We start from the raw sequence: 17004 nt of genomic DNA, 5'->3' as shown, positions 1-17004 counted from the left end.
AGATGAGGGTACGGATCAATCACGTTGGACTTTTTTTGAACGTGCGTTACATCAAGATGTCTTTTCCGGTTTTTGGCGCGTTCACGTGATCCAACTTTGTCGCCGTTTCGTAAAATCCCTAAAATGTCTGTAACAACACGAAACCAATGTCCGGGCCATGTGTGCCCGACAGTCCGGATGGCCCAAGCATGAGCAGTTTTGACGGAAAAACATATTGGATCGTTGGCGCCAGTGAGGGGCTGGGCCGATCTTTGGCCCAATCGCTCAGCCGCCAGGGCGCAAAACTGATCCTGTCGGCTCGCAATGCGGGGCGGCTTGCTGAGATCTGTGAAGCCCTTCCGGACGCGCGGGCGGTGCCGTTTGATGTGACCGATTTGGCGGCTGTGCGCCGGGCCGTTGCAGATGTCGGTGTGGTGGATGGGCTGGTCTACAATGCCGGCGCCTATGAGCCTATGAAATCTGCCGATTGGGATACAGAAGCTGTTCTGTCTATGACAGACGTGAACTACCTTGGCGCGCTGCGCGTATTGGGTGAGACGGTGCCGGGTTTTGTGCGCGCAGGTCAGGGCGACATTACTCTGATCGGGTCTTTGTCCGGCTATCGCGGGCTTCCGGCTGCGGTGGGGTACGCGGCCAGCAAGGCGGCGCTTGTCTCACTGGCGGAAACGATGCGATTTGATCTGGCAGGTACAGGGGTGACTGTAAGGATCGTCAATCCGGGCTTTATCATGACCCGCCTGACCGAAAAGAACACCTTCAAGATGCCGATGCTGATGACGCCCGAGGACGCGGCGGATCGGGTGGTTAGGGCGATGTCGCGCCGCCGGTTCCGTACTGACTTCCCGGCACCGTTTTCCTGGGTGATCCGGCTGCTAGATTATTTGCCGGATTGGCTGATTTATCGTGGAAAATAGACTCTAATCAGCTCGCCTACCCAAACTGCCCCTGACAGAACCAGCCTGCCGACATGGTGCCGCCATGGCCGTAAAACAGCCACAGCCGCTCGCCCTGTTCGGTTACCACCACCCAGTAATCGCGCACGCCGCTGCGCCAGTTGGGGTCATCCAGCCACCATTCCGGCGCGATGCGCTCTGGGCCGGTTGCCTGCGCCAACTGCCAGTCACGACCGCGCCAGCGAAAGGCGTTGGGCACGTCCGGGGCCTCGGCGGCCATCACCGGCTCGGGCTGCCACATCTGCAAGGGGCGCGGGCGCGGTGGGGCGGGCCAGTCGCGCGCGGGTTCGGACCACGCCGCTGCCAACGTCTGTGCCGTTTTCTCGGGGATATGCGACGCGGCCGGATGGCGGCGCGTGATCACCTCCAGCCCGACCCGCGCGCCCAGTTTACCGATCAGGTCATCGACGGCTGTATTGCCCTCCAGCCGCGCGCGGGCCACACGGCGGGCCTCGGCGTGACCGGCCACTGTACGGGCGTGGATCGGCTCGGTCTGGATCGCCTCAAGCCGCAGCATGTCGATGCCATAGCCTGCGTCGATCTTGTCGACCTTCATCTCTAACAAGGGGCGAATACGATGTTTGTCATAGGTTGGGCGGGCCAGACCAACCTCGATGATCTCGGCCGCCTGATCGGCGCGGTGCGCCTCAAGACGCAGGGTGCGAACGCCGCGCGCCTTCTCTTCCAGCTTCGTGCACAGCGTGGGCAACACCCGGTCGATGGCGGCCATCACATCCTCGATCAACCCGATCGGGTTGGGCAGGGTCATCCGCACCGCAAAGTGATGCGGCGGACGCGCGGGGGATACCGGCTCGGGTGCGCTGCCCATCGCCTGATCCAGACGCATCACCAGACCGCGCCCGAAACGTCGGGCGAGAGAGGCGCGGGGTTGGCCCAACAGATCGCCGATCCGGCGCAGGCCCAACCGGTTCAGTTGCGCCACGACCTGATCTTCCAGCCGCAGCGCCGCAATTGGCAAGGGGCTTAGCGCGCCGTAGGTTTGTCCCGGTGCCGCGATCCGCGCGCCACCGCCCAAGGCCATCACCTGCGGCGCGGCCCCGCCCTTGGTCCAGTGCCGCCGTTTGGTGGCGCGGGCGCGGGTGGCGCGGGCCTCTTGGCTGATGGCGTCGCCGTTGCGGTCAGACGTGGCCTCTTGCCCCGCATAACGCGCCAGCGCCCAGGCCGCGCCCAACGTGTCGGCGATGCCCATCTGCACGCTCAGACCCATATCGGCGCAGTCGGTTTCAAGGACGCTCAGCAGCGCCTCTTCCCCGCCGAACAAATGCGTGCAGCCTGACAGGTCGACGATCAGGCCATCGGGGACCTCCTCAGCCACCCATGGGCTGAACTTGCCGGCCCAGCGGCGCAGCACGGTCAGAAACGCGGCCTCGGCCGGGACGTTGCGGTGTCGCGTGATCAGGGCCGCGCACATGGCATGGGCATCACGCACGGGCTGCCCCACACGCAGACCTGCGGCCTGCGCTTCTGCGTTCAGCGAGGTGATCACCTGCATGTTCGACTGTTCCACAACGACGGCCAAAGGGCCAACATGCAGCCCCCGCGCAGCGCGGATCAGCCGTTCAGCCCCCAGACGGGGGAACCACAGTGAGAGTATTCGGCGTTTTGGCATTGGCAGACATCAAAATGTTCCCATTTTGTTCTTATCGTAGAATCATGCCTCGAGTCCACGCTTACCCGCAGGTCAGGCGTTGAATGATACCCGAGCTGTTCACGAAAACATTCAGCCGGTCGATGCGATAATCCTGTGTGGCAATGTCATCAGGACCCAGAACACGCGACCGTTCGGGCAACTGGGCTTGGATGGTCGAAACCGGTTGGCCGATGGAATCGGCAAAATCGTCGCCCAGGCAAAAGGCCAGATCAACCGGCGCGTCCGTTGAGGCGGGTGTTTCCACAGGTGCAATCGTCTCGGCACAGCCTGCCAGCAGGACCAGCGCGGGAATAAATCGGTGCATTGGCGTTTCTCCTTCTGACAATGTCGTTACTGCAATATCAAACATTTAGCCAACCTGCCACCAAAGCGCAGTTGAAAACACCCTGCAATTGACGCAGGGTCGGGGCAAATAAGACAGGGAGACAACGATCATGCGCACCCGTGCCGCCGTCGCCATTCAGGCGGGCAAACCATTGGAAGTGATGGATGTGAACCTCGAAGGCCCCAAGGCGGGCGAGGTTCTGGTCGAAATCAAGGCCACCGGCCTCTGCCACACCGACGAATTCACCCGGTCGGGCGCTGACCCCGAAGGGCTGTTCCCGGCCATTCTGGGCCACGAAGGCGCGGGTGTGGTTGTTGATGTCGGTCCGGGCGTCACCAGCCTGAAGCCGGGCGATCACGTGATCCCGCTCTACACTCCGGAATGTCGTGAGTGTGAATACTGTCTGCACCCCAAGACCAACCTGTGTCAGGCGATCCGCGAAACCCAAGGCCGGGGCCTGATGCCCGATGGAACCTCGCGGTTTTCGACCTTGGACGGCGATCCGATCCTGCACTACATGGGCTGTTCGACCTTCGCGAACCACACAGTTCTGCCCGAGATCGCGCTGGCCAAAGTGCGCGAGGACGCGCCTTTTGACAAGATTTGCTACATCGGTTGTGGTGTCACGACCGGCATCGGCGCCGTCATCAACACTGCCAAGGTCGAGATCGGCAGCCGTGCCATCGTGTTCGGTCTGGGCGGCATTGGCCTGAATGTCATTCAGGGCCTGCGTCTGGCCGGAGCGGACCAGATCGTTGGCGTCGACCTGAACCCTTCAAAGGTCGAGATGGCAACTAGGTTCGGCATGACCGATTTCGTTAACCCGTCCGAAGTTGAAGGCGATCTGGTGCCATATCTGGTGAACCTGACCAAAGGCGGTGCGGATTACACATTTGACGCCACCGGCAATGTCGGCGTGATGCGCACGGCTCTGGAAGCGGCGCATAAGGGCTGGGGTGAATCAATCATCATCGGCGTGGCACCTGCGGGGGCCGAAATCTCGACCCGCCCGTTCCAGCTGGTCACTGGCCGCTCGTGGCGTGGCACCGCTTTTGGCGGCGCGCGGGGTCGGACCGATGTGCCCAAGATCGTCGACTGGTACATGGACGGCAAGATCGAGATCGACCCGATGATCACTCACACCATGGGTCTGGACGATATCAATCATGGCTTCGACCTGATGCATAAGGGCGAAAGCATTCGGTCGGTCGTCGTATACTAAGGCTCAAATACGAGACAATCCGCATGATGCGGTTGAAAACGGCGCGCGGAATAGTGCGCCGTTTTCAATTTGACGTTTACTCGCCTGGCCGTGACGCCCCGGTGTCCGACCGGGGTGACCGCACCCGCAGAACCGGTGTGTTGGCTGAGGTCGTGTTTGTCCGGCTTTCGCGCCACACCACGTAGACGCCGGATGCGATAATGACGCTTGCACCGACTGCAACCCAGATGTCCGGGCGTTCACCAAAGAAAGCCATGCCGAAAATCGTGGCCCAGATGATCTGGCTATACTGGCTTGGGGCAATAACCCCGGCGGGTGCCGCGCGATAGGCCAGAATGATCAGATGCTGGGCGATGACCGAGAACACACCGACCAGCGCCATCATTGCAAGATGCAGCAGGGATGGTGGTTGGTACACGGCAGGCTGTGCAAGGCTCATCACCGCGATGGCCAACAGCATGGGGTACAGGATCAGCACGGCCGAGCGTTCCTCATTCCCGATCTTGCGCACCAGAACCGAGGCGAAAGCGCTGCAGAACGCCGCCATCAACGCAGCCAGATGGCCTAGGGTAATGTCGGTGGCCCCAGGACGAAGGACAATCAGGACACCGATCAGACCAACACCGACCGCGGCCCAGCGCTGGGCGCGGACCACCTCGCCAAGGATGGGGATCGACAGGACCGTCACGATCAGTGGAAAGGAGAACAACAGCGAATAGACCTCGGCCAGCGGCAATACGGAAAAGGAGTAAAACGCGCAGGACATTGCGGTGACCATCAGGCCCGACCGCAGCAGCACCAGCCATGGGTGGCGGGGCAGGAAGTTCCCGGTTGTCCGGTCGGTCAGAATCGTGACGGCCATGGGCACAAAGGAAAACAGCGTGGCGAAAAAGATGATCTGCATCACCGAGTAGACCCCGCCAAGCGCCTTGATCAGCGCGTCATGGCTGGCAAAGACCGCAAAGCCCAAAAACGCATAGCCAAGTCCCCGAAGGGTGGAGTTCTGAGTGCTCATCGTTGTGGCCTCGGGTGATGTCTCGGTGTTGTGACTGTGCCATCACACCGCGTATGTTGCGGGTGGCTTGCCTTTGAGTAAACCCATTTTAGAGGCGCGCATAGTCCCTAATTTACCGCTAACACTGCATGGCCGCTATGACGCGGGATCATCGCAGGATCGGGGGTGCGTCCTTGGGTTGACGTGCGGATTGAACACCGGCCTTCATCCCTACACCAATGCGGCGCGCCAGCGCGACCCACGGTATCGCGGTTTCAGGGGGCAGCGTCTGCATCGCGACCTCTTCGAACAGATCCAGCCAATGGGCGAAGAACTCGGGCTTTACGTCGGGACGTTCGATATGGACTCGTTGCGGGTTGCCGTCATAACTGCGCTCGAACAAAATCGCGTTGCGCCAGAAGGCGGCGATCTTTTCCTCATGGGCGGGCCAGTCGTGGACATGTTTGTTGAAGACCGGTCCCAGTGTCGCGTCCTCGCGCACGCGGGCGTAAAAGGCGCGAACCTGCGCGTTGATCTGGTCCGGCGTTGCAGGAAAGCGTGGGGGCAGGGTGGGTCTGGTCATTAGGGCGGTCCGGTTTCGACTCTGTTCAGGGGCAATATCCCGTTCTGCGGTCATGCGACAGGTGTGGTTTTGTCGCGCGGGTCCGGTGTCAGAATATGCCGCAGCAGGGCGACGGGATGCGCCCGTAGGCTGAGGCGGGTGGCGACGTAGTCCTCGACCACCTGCTCGCCCAAGGTCATTTTCGGCAGGTAGGCCTCGGGTTCATCCAGCGCCTCCCCCTCCAAATCTTGCGAGAACAGCGGCAGGGGTTTGGCTGTGGCGATCGCTTTGGCCTGCCACAATGCCTCGCGCCGTGTCAGGTCGCAGGCGGCGAAGGCATCCGCCTCGGCCAGCCGTTCGATCACCGATGGTCCCAAACCGGCACGGCGCCAGACATCGTCGACCTGATGGTAGCCATTGCCGCGCGCGGCTGTCAGCCAGCTGGCATCTTCCTCGCTGAGGCCCTTGATCTGGCGGAAGCCCAGCCGCAGCGCCAGCCCGCCCTGACCGTCAGGTTCCATCACATTGTCCCAAAAGCTGGCATTGATGCAGACCGGGCGCACTTGAACCCCATGCTCGCGCGCATCGCGGACGATCTGGGCGGGGGCATAGAACCCCATTGGCTGCGAATTCAGCAGGGCGCAGGCGAATATCCCCGGATGATGGCATTTGATCCAGGCCGAGGCATAGACCAGCAGCGCAAAGCTGGCCGCGTGGCTTTCGGGGAAGCCATAGGACCCGAACCCTTCGATTTGCGAGAAGCAGCGTTCGGCAAAGTCGTCTTCATACCCGTTACGCTTCATCCCGCGCAGGAACAGCGCGCGGAATTCGCTGACATTGCCGTGCTTCTTGAAGGTTGCCAGAGACCGGCGCAGCCGGTCGGCCTGTTCCGGGGTAAAACCTGCGCCGACAATGGCGATCTGCATGGCCTGTTCCTGAAACAGCGGCACACCCAGCGTTTTGCCCAACACCTCGCCCAACTCGTCCGAGGGGAAGCTGACCTCCTCCTCTCCGTTCCGGCGGCGGATATAAGGGTGGACCATGTCGCCCTGAATGGGGCCGGGGCGGATGATGGCGACCTCGATCACCAGATCATAGAAATTACGTGGCCGCATCCGGGGAAGGAAGTTCATCTGTGCACGTGATTCCACCTGAAAAACGCCAATCGAGTCCGCCTTGCACAGCATGTCGTAGACGACAGGGTCCTCGGGCGGCAGGGTCGCCAGCGTATAGCTGGTCTGGTGGTGCTGACCGATCAGATCGAACGCCTTGCGAATGCAGGTCAGCATCCCGAGGCTGAGGACATCGACCTTGAGGATGCCCAGCGTGTCGATATCGTCCTTGTCCCAGCAGATGACCGTGCGGTCCTCCATCGTGGCGTTCTCGATAGGAACAAGCTCGTCCAGACGCCCCTCGGTGATGATGAAGCCGCCGACATGCTGAGACAGGTGACGGGGGAAACCGTCGATCTCATAAACCAACATTAGAGTCTGTTTCAGACGGCGATCTTCGGGATCGAGGCCAATCTCGCGCATGCGTTCCGCCTCAAGCCCGGCGGCCGAGAAAAAGCCCCAGAGCTGCGAGGACAGCGCCGAGATGGTGTCTTCGGTCAGCCCCATCGCGCGACCAACCTCGCGAATGGCGCGTTTGCCGCGATAATGCACGACCGTTGCGCAAAGGCCCGCGCGGTGGCGGCCATAACGGTCATATATGTGCTGAATCACCTCTTCGCGGCGCTCATGTTCGAAATCGACGTCGATATCGGGGGGCTCATCCCGCGCCTCGGAGACAAAGCGTTCGAAGACCATCGTGCCCATCTCGGGGCTGACTTCGGTGATGCCGAGGCAGAAACAGACCACCGAATTGGCGGCAGACCCGCGCCCCTGGCAGAGGATGTCGCGCGAGCGGGCGAAATGGACGATGTCGCGGACAGTCAGAAAGTAGGGTTCGTATTTCAGCTTGCCGATCAGGGCGAGCTCATGCGCCAGCATCTTTTTCGCCTTCTCGGACGCCCCGGCGGGATAGCGCCATTGCAACCCCTCATGCGCCAGACGGTGCAGGCGCTGGGTTGGGGTTTCCTGCTCGCTGCCCTCGCTGGGGTACTCATAACGCAGCTCGTCCAGCGAGAATGTGAGCTGTTCGCTGAGTTCATGCGCGCGGGCGACCGCCCCCTCATAGCCTTTGAAGATGCGCAGCATCTCGGCCTCGGACCGCAGGCGTTGTTCGCCATTGGCCAGCGCCTCGCGGCCCAGCTCATCGACCTTGCGGCGCAGGCGGATGGCGGTCAGCACATCACCCAGCTTGCGGCGCGTGCCGTGATGCATCATCGGTGTGGAACTGGCGAGGGTGGGGATACCGAGTTGCTTTGATTCAGTCTCTAATAAAGGGAAATATACGCCATCTGCGCCATCATACCGGGGGTGCATCAACAGATGTATCCGCTCGGCAAAGCGGCGCGTCAGCTGTTGCGCTTGTGTCCGCCAGCCGTCCGCGCCGCCCGAAGACCGGGCCGTTTGTGGCCACAGCAGCAGGTGGAGACCGTCGGAAAACTCCAGCAGGTCGGTCAGGTGCAGGATGCAGTCGCCTTTCTCGGCGCGCAGACGGCCCTTGGACAGGATGCGGCACAGATTGGCCCAGCCCTGCCGGTTCAGGGGCAGGGCGGTAACCGTGGGTGCGTCGGTAAAGATCAGCCGTGCCGCCGGAATCAGGCGGGGCACCGCGTGGATCGGGTACGAGGGCGGTTTGGGGATGTGATCGGGGCAGGGTGGGCCTATGGAGGTGTTCTGCGCCTCCCACACCAGCCGTTCGCGCACCTTGCGGGTGATCTCACGCGCCTGCGTATGGGCGCGGACGATCCCGGCGACCGAGTTGTCATCAGCGATGGCGATGGCGGGCAGGCCCAGGGTGACGGCACGCTCCATATACTCCTCGGGGTGGGACGCCCCGGTGAGGAAGGTGAAATTCGACGTGATCGACAGCTCGGCATACATGACGATTCCATATTATATTCACGTTTTGTTCTTTTTCGAGTCCTTTGCGCAGGAAACGGGTCGATTGGGTTTGGTCCGATGGGCAGTGTCGGGAAAAAGGAGACCCGAAATGTTCAAAATCACCGCATTACCCACCGACGACGTACGCGCCCTTCAGGCGGGTCACCCGGATGCTTATGGCGCAACGCCAGAACGGGCCGTTTCCACGGGTGCCGGTAACCCGTGTCGCCATTGTTTGCAGAACATTCCCGAGGGCGAAGAAATGCTGGTCTTGGCCCACAGGCCCTTTTTAGAGACACATCCATATGCGGAAACCGGGCCAATCTTTCTGTGTGTTGCACCCTGTGAGCGATACAAAGGGCAAGACCTGCCCGAGATCCTGACCTCGTCGCCCGACTACCTTATTAAGGGCTATGGCACAGATGACCGCATCGTCTATGGCACCGGGGCGATCACGCCTACGGATCAGATCGGTGCAAAAGTCCGAGATATCTTTGCCCGACCAGATGTGGCCTATATCCACGTCCGATCCGCGCGAAACAACTGCTATCAGGCCCGAATCGACCGAGACTAAAGCTTGACCCTATGCATTCCCCGGCGCGGCTGATCCGGATCAACCGCCGGGGCGTCCTCGGAGCGGCTGGATGTCAGGGCGAGGAACACATCTTCTAGATCAGCCTCTTCAGTGCGGACGTCGCGGATGCGGATATTGGCTGCGCGGACAGCTTCAAGAACCTGTTCGGCGTTGGTCTGGGCGCTGCGATACTGCAGCACAAGGTTGCCATCGTCGCGCAAGGCGGCCTCGACCCCTTCGGTTGCGGGTAGATCGATGACCGGGCTGTCGGGCACGATGACCATGGTACGGCTGTCCATTCGGCCCAGCAGGTTGGCGGTGCTGTCCTGCGCGATTTTCTCACCGTGATTGATGATTGCAATCTCGTCACACATTTCCTGCGCTTCTTCCAGGTAATGCGTGGTCAGGATGATGGTCATGCCCTGTTCGTTCAACTTGCGCACATTTGTCCAGAGCATCTGGCGCAGTTCGATATCCACGCCTGCCGTCGGCTCGTCCAGCACCAAAATCTTGGGGTGATGCACCAGCGCCTTGGCCAGCAGCAACCGCCGCCGCATGCCACCCGACAGGGTGCGGGCATAGGATTCGGCCTTGTCGCTGAGGCCGACCAGTTCAAGGATCTCATCGCTACGGCGCTCGGCCTTGGGTACGCCGTACAAACCGGCCTGCACCTCCAACGCGCCGCGGGGGGTGAAAAACGGGTCAAGGTTCAACTCTTGTGGCATCACGCCAATCGCGGAGCGGGACTGGCGTGGGTTGCGGTCCTGATCGTACCCCCAGATCGACACGGAACCCGCCGATTTCACCACCAGACCGGCCAGTATGTTGATCAAGGTCGATTTACCGGCCCCGTTCGGACCCAGCAGGCCAAACACCGACCTCTGTGGAATGCTCAGGTCAATGCCCTTCAGCGCCTGTTTCTCGGGCTGGCCCTTGCCGCCGCGATAGGTCTTGCGCAGTCCATCGATCCTGATTGCCGCATCGGTCATGAGACCCTTGCCCCCGGTTTGCTCATCGCTCATAAACGCACCTAATGCATGCCCGCGAGGCCGACAACCAATGAAGGATCGCCAGCCGTGACACTTGATGCACCGGAAACCAAATTCGTCGAAACCGCACGTGTCGCCTGTGACGGCGGCGAAGGCGCGTTGGGCCACCCGCGTGTCTGGTTGCAGATCCCCGAAGATACCGGCTGGGTCGATTGCCCGTATTGCGATTGTAAATACGTGCTGTCGGAGCACGACGCGCAATAAATTCGGAGGCCGGATGCTTTTTGCAGTGCAGCTTTTGCAGGTGTCCGATCAGGACCCGATTGCCAGTGGCGGACATCGAGACGTGTATGCCTGTCCGGGGCAATCCCATTTGCTGGTAAAGGTGACGCGCCCGCGCAAACGGCCCAACCGATCCTTTGCAAAACGGCTGATCCGGCGGCTTCTGCCCGATTCTGTTTTTCGCAATGCGCTGAAGGAAATCGAGGGTGAGATGAAGGCGGCGTTGAAAAGCGGCACCGACATCGAGCAACTGCCTTTGGCGCGATGTTTTGGCATAGCGCAAACCGACATTGGTCCGGCGATCGTTGTGGAACGGATCGAATCCGATGACGGACAGCTCGCACAGCCCCTTGCGAAGCTGTGCGAGGATGGAGCGCTGAGCGATGATGTTCTGAATGAATTGAACAGTTTCGCCAAAAAACTGTTTAAGCTTCAAATTGTTGCCCGCGACATTCACGAGACTAACATTGTCTACGGGCTGCGCCATCAAACCCGGATGTTTCTGCTGATCGATGGTTACGGAGAACGCAATCTTATTCCATTGCGCACATTGAGCCGCAGGTTGAACGACCGGTCCCTGCACAAGCAGATGAACGGCATCGCCGAGCGTGTCGGGCTGATCTGGGACAGAACGCAACAGGAATTCCGCGTCGCGTGATTGACGGCCTGCGTTAACGTTCCGGCACAGTTTTCCGGCCTCTTGTGTGGATTGACTACCTTCTTTGCTGGCCACCCGCGCGGGCCTGTGGCAGAACCGTTTCCAACCAGAACGGAGCGCGCGCATGAGCAATTTCGGAAAAGGGTGTCACCTGCATCTGATTGACGGATCGGCCTTTATTTTCAGGGCCTATCACGCGCTGCCGCCACTGACGCGAAAGTCGGACGGGCTGCCGATTGGCGCCGTTTCCGGCTTTTGCAACATGTTGCAGAAATATGTTGAAGGGAACGCTGGCCCGGACGCACCGACCCATGTGGCGGTGATCTTTGACAAAGGCTCGCACACGTTCCGCAACGATATGTATGACCTCTACAAGGCCAACCGCGAAGCGATGCCCGAGGACCTGCGCCCGCAGATGCCGCTGACACGCGAAGCGACGAAAGCCTTTAACATCGCTTGCAAAGAGCTGGAGGGGTACGAGGCCGACGACATCATCGCGACCCTTGCTGTGCAGGCGCGTGAGGCGGGCGGGCGTGTGACCATCGTAAGCTCGGACAAGGACCTGATGCAGCTGGTTGGCGGCGGTGTGGAAATGCTGGATGCGATGAAGAACAAGCGCATCGACCGCGATGGCGTAATTGAGAAATTCGGCGTTGGCCCTGAACGCGTGGTTGATGTGCAGGCGTTGGCCGGGGATAGCGTCGATAACGTGCCTGGTGCGCCTGGTATCGGGGTCAAGACGGCCGCCCTTCTGATCAACGAATATGGTGATCTGGAAACGCTGTTGGACCGCGCCGAAGAGATCAAGCAGCCCAAGCGCCGCCAGACCCTGATCGAAAAGCGCGACCAGATCGAGCTGTCGAAGAAGCTGGTGCAGTTGGACGAGAATACACCGCTGGATTTCACGCTGGACGATCTTGAGGTGAAAGATCCCGAACCGGACACCTTGCTGGGTTTTCTGGCAGATATGGAGTTTCGCACGCTCACCAAGCGGATCGCGGACAAGCTGGGTGCCGAAGCGCCAGCGATTGCCGATGCGCCTGCGCCGGCTGCTGAGGTGGTCGAAGCTGAAGCTATCCCCTTTGATGCGTCGAAATACGAATGTGTGCGGGATGCGGGTACGCTGCAAAAGTGGATCGATCAGGCGTACGAGCGCGGCTGGATCGCGGTGGATACGGAAACCACGGGCCTAAATGAAATGATTGCCGATCTGGTCGGTATCTCGCTGTCAGTCGAGCCGGGCGAGGCGTGTTACATCCCGCTGATCCACCGCGAAAGCGCCAGCGACGATCTGTTCGGCTCAGACGCGCTGGCCGAGGGGCAAATGCCCATAAATGAGGTTCTGAAGCTGCTGAAGCCGATGCTCGAGGATCCGTCGATCCTGAAGATCGGGCAGAACATGAAATTCGACGCCAAGATTTTCGCCCGCTATGGCGTGAACGTGGCGCCAATCGATGACACGATGCTGATGTCCTATGCAATGCATGGCGGCGAGCATGGGCATGGTATGGATACTTTGTCCGAACGCTATCTGAACCACACGCCGATCCCGATCAAACCGCTGCTGGGTTCGGGTAAATCGGCGATCACATTCGACAAGGTTCCGATTGATGAAGCGACCACCTATGCGGCCGAAGATGCCGATATCACTCTGCGCCTGTGGAAGCTGTTCAAACCGCAACTGCATCAGGTGCAGGTGACAACCGTCTATGAAACGCTCGAACGCCCGCTGGTGCCGGTTCTGGCCGAAATGGAGATGCACGGTATCAAGGTTGACCGCGATGTTCTGAGCCGGATGTCCAATGCTTTTGCCCAGAAAATGGACGGGTTAGAGGCTGAAATCCACGAGCTGGCAGGCGAGAACTTCAACGTCGGTTCCCCCGCTCAACTGGGCGAGATCCTGTTTGACAAGATGGGTCTGGAAGGCGGCAAGAAGGGGAAGACCGGGAAATACTCGACCGGGGCTGACATTCTCGAAGACCTCGCGACCGAGCATGAACTGCCACGTCGCGTGCTGGACTGGCGGCAGCTGTCAAAGCTGAAGTCGACCTACACCGACGCGCTGCAAACCCATATCAATCCCGATACGGTTCGGGTGCATACGTCTTATTCGATCACCGGAGCCAACACGGGGCGTCTGGCCTCGACCGATCCGAACCTGCAGAACATCCCCGTGCGCACCGAGGAAGGTCGCCGTATTCGCGAGGCGTTCATTGCCGAGCCGGGCAACGTGCTGGTCAGCCTTGACTACAGCCAAATCGAGCTGCGCATTCTGGCGCATATCGCTGATATTACGGCCCTGAAACAGGCATTTTCCGATGGGCTGGACATTCACGCCATGACCGCGTCCGAGATGTTCGATGTGCCGCTGGACGAGATGACGCCGGATATCCGCCGTCAGGCCAAGGCGATCAACTTTGGTGTAATCTACGGCATTTCAGGCTTTGGGCTGGCGCGCAATCTGCGCATCCCACGTGCCGAGGCACAGGGGTTCATCGACCGCTATTTTGAACGCTTTCCGGGTATTCGCAAGTATATGGACGACACTGTCGCCTTTGCCAAAGAGCATGGCTATGTGCAGACTTTGTTCGGACGTAAAATCCATACACCTGAGATTAACGCCAAAGGGCCTCATGCGGGCTTCTCGCGCCGGGCGGCGATCAATGCACCGATTCAGGGAACGGCGGCGGATGTAATCCGGCGCGCGATGGTGCGGATGCCAGATGCGATCAATGGTCTGCCCGCCAAAATGCTGCTGCAGGTGCATGACGAATTGCTGTTCGAAGTCGCCGAGGGTGCGGTGGACCCTTTGATCGAGGTGGCGCGCGACGTGATGGAAGGCGCATCTGATCCGGCTGTAAAACTGGACGTCAAGCTAAGCGTGGATGCCGGACAGGGCGCCAACTGGGCCGAGGCACACTAGCTGCAAAAAATGGGTGCTGCGCTGCTCATCGGGCCCTCTTTGCAGCGGATCAATCTTGCGGTCTGACCCAGCCCTCGACCATGCGTTTCACAGTGGGTCCAAGGGTCAGGATGACGGCGAAGGCGATCGGCCAGCAAAAAGCCCAGGACGCCATCCAGTCACCAAATGTGGATGGTCCGAATCCTACGGCTTTGGCGGTGGCGATGCCGGTGACGATACAGGACATGAGGCCGGACATGATCAGTCCGAACACAGCATGGGCAAAGCGGGCAGGGATCATTTCGGGCATCCTTAAGGTCGCGATGCCCCGGTTTTAGGTATTTTCGCCCTGATTGCCAGACGGAATAGGGTATCTGGCGTCACATCCAGCCCAGTGAATGCACGGTTCTGGATGTTGACGGGGTGTATTCGGCACTTACCCAACCGGAATATTCCGACGCCGTCATAGCGTTAAAAAGCTGAGCGAAATCCGTCGGACCGCGTCCCGGTTCAGAGCGGTCCGGGGCGGCTCCGACCTGGGCATGTACGACCCTTGGATGAAACTGTTCCCAAACAGCCAGCGCGTCCCCGTGGATCATATGGGCGTGAAAGCTGTCATATTGCAGGCCTACATTCGGGCGATCCACACGATCCAGGATATCAGCAGCCAGGTTGTAATCATTGAGGAAGTAGTCGGGCTGAGACACGGGGTTGAGCGGTTCGATCGTAAACTGTTGTTGCGGTGCAAGGTCGGCCGCCCATTGCAGGTTGTGCACCATGCATTCAAACGCGTCCGGTCCCGAGGAATAGCCTGACATGATGTGGATCAGCCCCGGGCGGAGAACCTGAGCATAGCGCAAAACACGGCGGATATCCGACTGGAACCGGCCTTCACCACCGGGAACAGCGGCATAACCGGGATCGCCGCCGGTGTAATTGGGTGGGGGTGCATTGATCAGCACCAGATCCAAACCGTTGGCCAGCAACGCGCGGTGTGTCTCTTTGGCGGCCAGTTCGTAGGGAAACAGAATCTCGACCGCCTTGAACCCGGCCTCTGCAGCGGCTTGAAACCGGTCCAGGTAGGGAAGCTCGGCAAAGAGCAGAGAGATATTGGCTGCGAATTTTGTCATCGGAGGCCTTTGGTTAGCTGGTGCGCCGACCTTATCCGCGAGGCGATTTCAACGAAAGAGACTGAAAACGACAGTTTGTCGAAATTCGACCAGATCGGGCTGACTGAATCAGCGAGGGTCAGGGCAACGCGGCGAATCATTTCAGAACGCCGTGCCAACAAAAGGTTCGAACATAATGGCGATGAGCCCAGACCCCGCGCGCGGGAACGCCCTTTCTGCGCCTGCCGGGCAAAATTCGGCCTTGTCAGGCAATGGCTTGGCAGTGGCGTCCATGCTGACGTGGGCGGCTGGGTTTCCGGCGGCCGAGGTGCTGTTGCAGACATGGCCGCCAGTTGCGTTGTTGGTTGCGCGCATGGCCATGGCTGTTGCGTTTCTACTCCCGATTTGGGTCATGATAGATGGCCCGGAACGGGTTCTGCGCGCCCGTTGGGGACATGCGTTTGTTGTCGGCGGGTTTGGCATCGGTCTGGGGATGTTTCTGCTGATCGTGGCGCAAAAACTGACTGACCCGGTCACAACGGCCATCATTGCCTCATGCGCGCCCTTGATTGCGACATTGCTGGAACTTGCGTCTGGTACTCGGCGACTCAAGTGGAATTTTGCTGTTGGGGTTCTGATCTCGGTAGTGGGCGGATTGATCGCCACCAGCGCCGTCGCACCGGCACAGTTGGGTTTGGGCGCTGCCTGTGCCGTTGCGGCGACAGCCCTGTTTTGCTGGGGTAGCCAGGCAACCTCGCGAGATTTCCCCGAATTAAGCCAGACCGGGCGCGCAGCGGTCACATTTTTTGGCGGGTTCTTCATGGCAACAATCCTGATGGCCGGAGCACATCATCTGGGCATGGATATCGTGCCATCCATTTCTATAGACTCGCGTCAAATTGGAATGCTGGCGATCTATTCGCTGATTTCCATGGCGCTCAGCCAGATCCTGTTTGTTGCATCGATTGGCAAACTGGGTGTCGCGCTTACGTCCTTTCACATCAATGTCGCCCCCTTCTACGTGATGCTGATCATGCTGGTGCTGGGCGAAGAGTGGAACTGGACCCGTGCGCTGGGCGCAGGGGTCGTCGCGATGGCGGTTGTTCTGGCTCAGGATCGTCGGGCCGCAAAACCGGCCTAGTCGGTCAGGCTGTCCGACCGGACAAGCGGGAAAAACTGCCCACCGGACCAGACGCCAAACCAGCCATCTTTGTGCGTTGCAATGTCCACAAGGCGATAAAAGCTCTTGCGATCTATGCGCGCCTCAAGATTAGTGCGAACCAATACATAGGGTGACGGCTCGTCTGTTTCGGGATCGATGACAATCCGGATTGGGTGATCAGGGCCAGCTATCGCGGTATCACCAACACGGGTCGTAAATGTCAGTATTTGGGCCTGACCCTCGCCTGTCGCGTCAAAATCCACGGCCACAAAGGGCGCATCCTCGACAGTGATTCCTACCTTTTCCACCGGGGTCACAAGGTAGTATTTCCCGTCTTCTTTCTTAAGAATTGAGGAAAATAGCTTCACAAGCTCGAACCGGTTGATCGGCGACCCTAAATAAGTCCAAGACCCATCTTTTGCGATATGGATGTCCAGATCGCCGCAAAACGGAGGATTCCACAGGTGAACAGGGGGTAAACCCCTGGTTTTGGCCGCTTTGACTGAGGCCGCCAGCCCGTCCGGAGAGGGGGTCACAGGTTTTTGTCCGCTCATTGCTTTTGCCATTTCCTTTTCGCGCGATACACTTCAACCATAATAGTCCACGGAAG

The 17004-nt window shown here is 59.9% G+C and carries 16 protein-coding genes; 7 read left to right on the top strand and 9 right to left on the bottom strand.

Going from position 1 to position 17004, the window contains the following annotated elements:
* The first annotated feature begins 188 nt into the window (after positions 1-188).
* Positions 189-914, top strand: a complete 726-nt coding sequence (locus DS906_RS15415; RefSeq protein WP_113791004.1) for an SDR family oxidoreductase — start codon at positions 189-191, stop codon at positions 912-914.
* 16 nt (positions 915-930) lie between these two features.
* Here DS906_RS15415 and DS906_RS15410 read toward each other — a convergent pair whose 3' ends face one another.
* The gene (locus DS906_RS15410) at positions 931-2583 is read right to left on the bottom strand and encodes a DUF6504 family protein (protein WP_113791003.1); all 1653 of its coding nucleotides are present in this window, start codon (positions 2581-2583) and stop codon (positions 931-933) included.
* Between the two features lie 61 nt (positions 2584-2644).
* A complete protein-coding gene (locus DS906_RS15405) occupies positions 2645-2929 on the bottom strand; it encodes an I78 family peptidase inhibitor (RefSeq protein WP_113791002.1) in 285 nt (94 codons plus the stop codon).
* Positions 2930-3059: 130 nt separating this feature from the next.
* Between DS906_RS15405 and DS906_RS15400 the strand changes: the two genes are divergently transcribed.
* Positions 3060-4172 (top strand): S-(hydroxymethyl)glutathione dehydrogenase/class III alcohol dehydrogenase, encoded by a 1113-nt coding sequence (locus tag DS906_RS15400; protein WP_113791001.1) that lies wholly within the window; start codon positions 3060-3062, stop codon positions 4170-4172.
* 76 nt (positions 4173-4248) lie between these two features.
* Here the strand turns inward: DS906_RS15400 and DS906_RS15395 are convergent, their stop codons facing one another.
* From DS906_RS15395 to DS906_RS15385, 3 genes are all read right to left on the bottom strand, one after another.
* On the bottom strand, positions 4249-5187 hold the full coding sequence (locus tag DS906_RS15395) for a DMT family transporter (RefSeq protein WP_113791000.1): 939 nt from the start codon (positions 5185-5187) through the stop codon (positions 4249-4251).
* Positions 5188-5335: 148 nt separating this feature from the next.
* On the bottom strand, positions 5336-5749 hold the full coding sequence (locus DS906_RS15390) for a group III truncated hemoglobin (RefSeq protein WP_113790999.1): 414 nt from the start codon (positions 5747-5749) through the stop codon (positions 5336-5338).
* Positions 5750-5799: 50 nt separating this feature from the next.
* Positions 5800-8718, bottom strand: a complete 2919-nt coding sequence (locus tag DS906_RS15385) for an error-prone DNA polymerase (RefSeq protein WP_113790998.1) — start codon at positions 8716-8718, stop codon at positions 5800-5802.
* Between the two features lie 109 nt (positions 8719-8827).
* Between DS906_RS15385 and DS906_RS15380 the strand changes: the two genes are divergently transcribed.
* On the top strand, positions 8828-9292 hold the full coding sequence (locus tag DS906_RS15380; RefSeq protein WP_113791226.1) for a DUF1203 domain-containing protein: 465 nt from the start codon (positions 8828-8830) through the stop codon (positions 9290-9292).
* Here the strand turns inward: DS906_RS15380 and DS906_RS15375 are convergent.
* Complete coding sequence (locus DS906_RS15375; protein WP_113790997.1) at positions 9289-10281, bottom strand: ABC transporter ATP-binding protein; 993 nt, start codon at positions 10279-10281, stop codon at positions 9289-9291. The genes DS906_RS15380 and DS906_RS15375 overlap by 4 nt on opposite strands.
* An 87-nt stretch (positions 10282-10368) precedes the next feature.
* Between DS906_RS15375 and DS906_RS15370 the strand changes: the two genes are divergently transcribed.
* From DS906_RS15370 to polA, 3 genes are all read left to right on the top strand, one after another.
* Positions 10369-10545 (top strand): zinc-finger domain-containing protein, encoded by a 177-nt coding sequence (locus tag DS906_RS15370; protein WP_113790996.1) that lies wholly within the window; start codon positions 10369-10371, stop codon positions 10543-10545.
* A 13-nt stretch (positions 10546-10558) separates the two neighbouring features.
* The gene (locus tag DS906_RS15365) at positions 10559-11221 is read left to right on the top strand and encodes a YrbL family protein (RefSeq protein ID WP_113790995.1); all 663 of its coding nucleotides are present in this window, start codon (positions 10559-10561) and stop codon (positions 11219-11221) included.
* 124 nt (positions 11222-11345) lie between these two features.
* A complete protein-coding gene (gene polA, locus DS906_RS15360; RefSeq protein WP_113790994.1) occupies positions 11346-14144 on the top strand; it encodes a DNA polymerase I in 2799 nt (932 codons plus the stop codon).
* A gap of 49 nt (positions 14145-14193) precedes the next feature.
* On the opposite strand, the gene DS906_RS15355 is transcribed toward polA, so the two are convergent.
* Both DS906_RS15355 and DS906_RS15350 read right to left on the bottom strand, forming a co-directional pair.
* Complete coding sequence (locus tag DS906_RS15355) at positions 14194-14424, bottom strand: DUF2798 domain-containing protein (RefSeq protein WP_113791225.1); 231 nt, start codon at positions 14422-14424, stop codon at positions 14194-14196.
* 79 nt (positions 14425-14503) lie between these two features.
* Positions 14504-15253, bottom strand: a complete 750-nt coding sequence (locus DS906_RS15350) for a hydroxypyruvate isomerase family protein (protein WP_113790993.1) — start codon at positions 15251-15253, stop codon at positions 14504-14506.
* A gap of 175 nt (positions 15254-15428) precedes the next feature.
* Here DS906_RS15350 and DS906_RS15345 point away from each other — a divergent pair, with 175 nt between their 5' ends.
* Positions 15429-16373: a DMT family transporter gene (locus DS906_RS15345; RefSeq protein WP_233494810.1), complete on the top strand. Its 945-nt coding sequence runs from the start codon at positions 15429-15431 to the stop codon at positions 16371-16373.
* Here DS906_RS15345 and DS906_RS15340 read toward each other — a convergent pair.
* A complete protein-coding gene (locus DS906_RS15340; protein ID WP_199528579.1) occupies positions 16370-16948 on the bottom strand; it encodes a DUF1285 domain-containing protein in 579 nt (192 codons plus the stop codon). The two genes, DS906_RS15345 and DS906_RS15340, sit on opposite strands and share 4 nt — an antisense overlap.
* Positions 16949-17004: the final 56 nt, after the last annotated feature.

Source organism: Ruegeria sp. A3M17, from assembly GCF_003318255.1.
In the GTDB taxonomy this organism is placed as follows: Bacteria; Pseudomonadota; Alphaproteobacteria; order Rhodobacterales; family Rhodobacteraceae; genus Ruegeria.
Note: the sequence above shows the minus strand (reverse complement) of the source record. Positions and strands in the feature narration are given on the sequence as shown.

Bases quoted from the DNA above. Each gene is read 5' to 3' on its own strand.
- DS906_RS15375 (WP_113790997.1), bottom strand. From the start codon at position 10,281: ATGACCGATGCGGCAATCAGGATCGATGGACTGCGCAAGACCTATCGC.
- DS906_RS15365 (WP_113790995.1), top strand. From the start codon at position 10,559: ATGCTTTTTGCAGTGCAGCTTTTGCAGGTGTCCGATCAGGACCCGATT.
- DS906_RS15405 (WP_113791002.1), bottom strand. From the start codon at position 2,929: ATGCACCGATTTATTCCCGCGCTGGTCCTGCTGGCAGGCTGTGCCGAG.
- DS906_RS15355 (WP_113791225.1), bottom strand. From the start codon at position 14,424: ATGATCCCTGCCCGCTTTGCCCATGCTGTGTTCGGACTGATCATGTCC.
- DS906_RS15395 (WP_113791000.1), bottom strand. From the start codon at position 5,187: ATGAGCACTCAGAACTCCACCCTTCGGGGACTTGGCTATGCGTTTTTG.
- DS906_RS15350 (WP_113790993.1), bottom strand. From the start codon at position 15,253: ATGACAAAATTCGCAGCCAATATCTCTCTGCTCTTTGCCGAGCTTCCC.
- DS906_RS15390 (WP_113790999.1), bottom strand. From the start codon at position 5,749: ATGACCAGACCCACCCTGCCCCCACGCTTTCCTGCAACGCCGGACCAG.
- DS906_RS15415 (WP_113791004.1), top strand. From the start codon at position 189: ATGAGCAGTTTTGACGGAAAAACATATTGGATCGTTGGCGCCAGTGAG.
- DS906_RS15385 (WP_113790998.1), bottom strand. From the start codon at position 8,718: ATGTATGCCGAGCTGTCGATCACGTCGAATTTCACCTTCCTCACCGGG.
- DS906_RS15340 (WP_199528579.1), bottom strand. From the start codon at position 16,948: ATGAGCGGACAAAAACCTGTGACCCCCTCTCCGGACGGGCTGGCGGCC.
- DS906_RS15410 (WP_113791003.1), bottom strand. From the start codon at position 2,583: ATGCCAAAACGCCGAATACTCTCACTGTGGTTCCCCCGTCTGGGGGCT.
- polA (WP_113790994.1), top strand. From the start codon at position 11,346: ATGAGCAATTTCGGAAAAGGGTGTCACCTGCATCTGATTGACGGATCG.
- DS906_RS15400 (WP_113791001.1), top strand. From the start codon at position 3,060: ATGCGCACCCGTGCCGCCGTCGCCATTCAGGCGGGCAAACCATTGGAA.
- DS906_RS15380 (WP_113791226.1), top strand. From the start codon at position 8,828: ATGTTCAAAATCACCGCATTACCCACCGACGACGTACGCGCCCTTCAG.
- DS906_RS15345 (WP_233494810.1), top strand. From the start codon at position 15,429: ATGGCGATGAGCCCAGACCCCGCGCGCGGGAACGCCCTTTCTGCGCCT.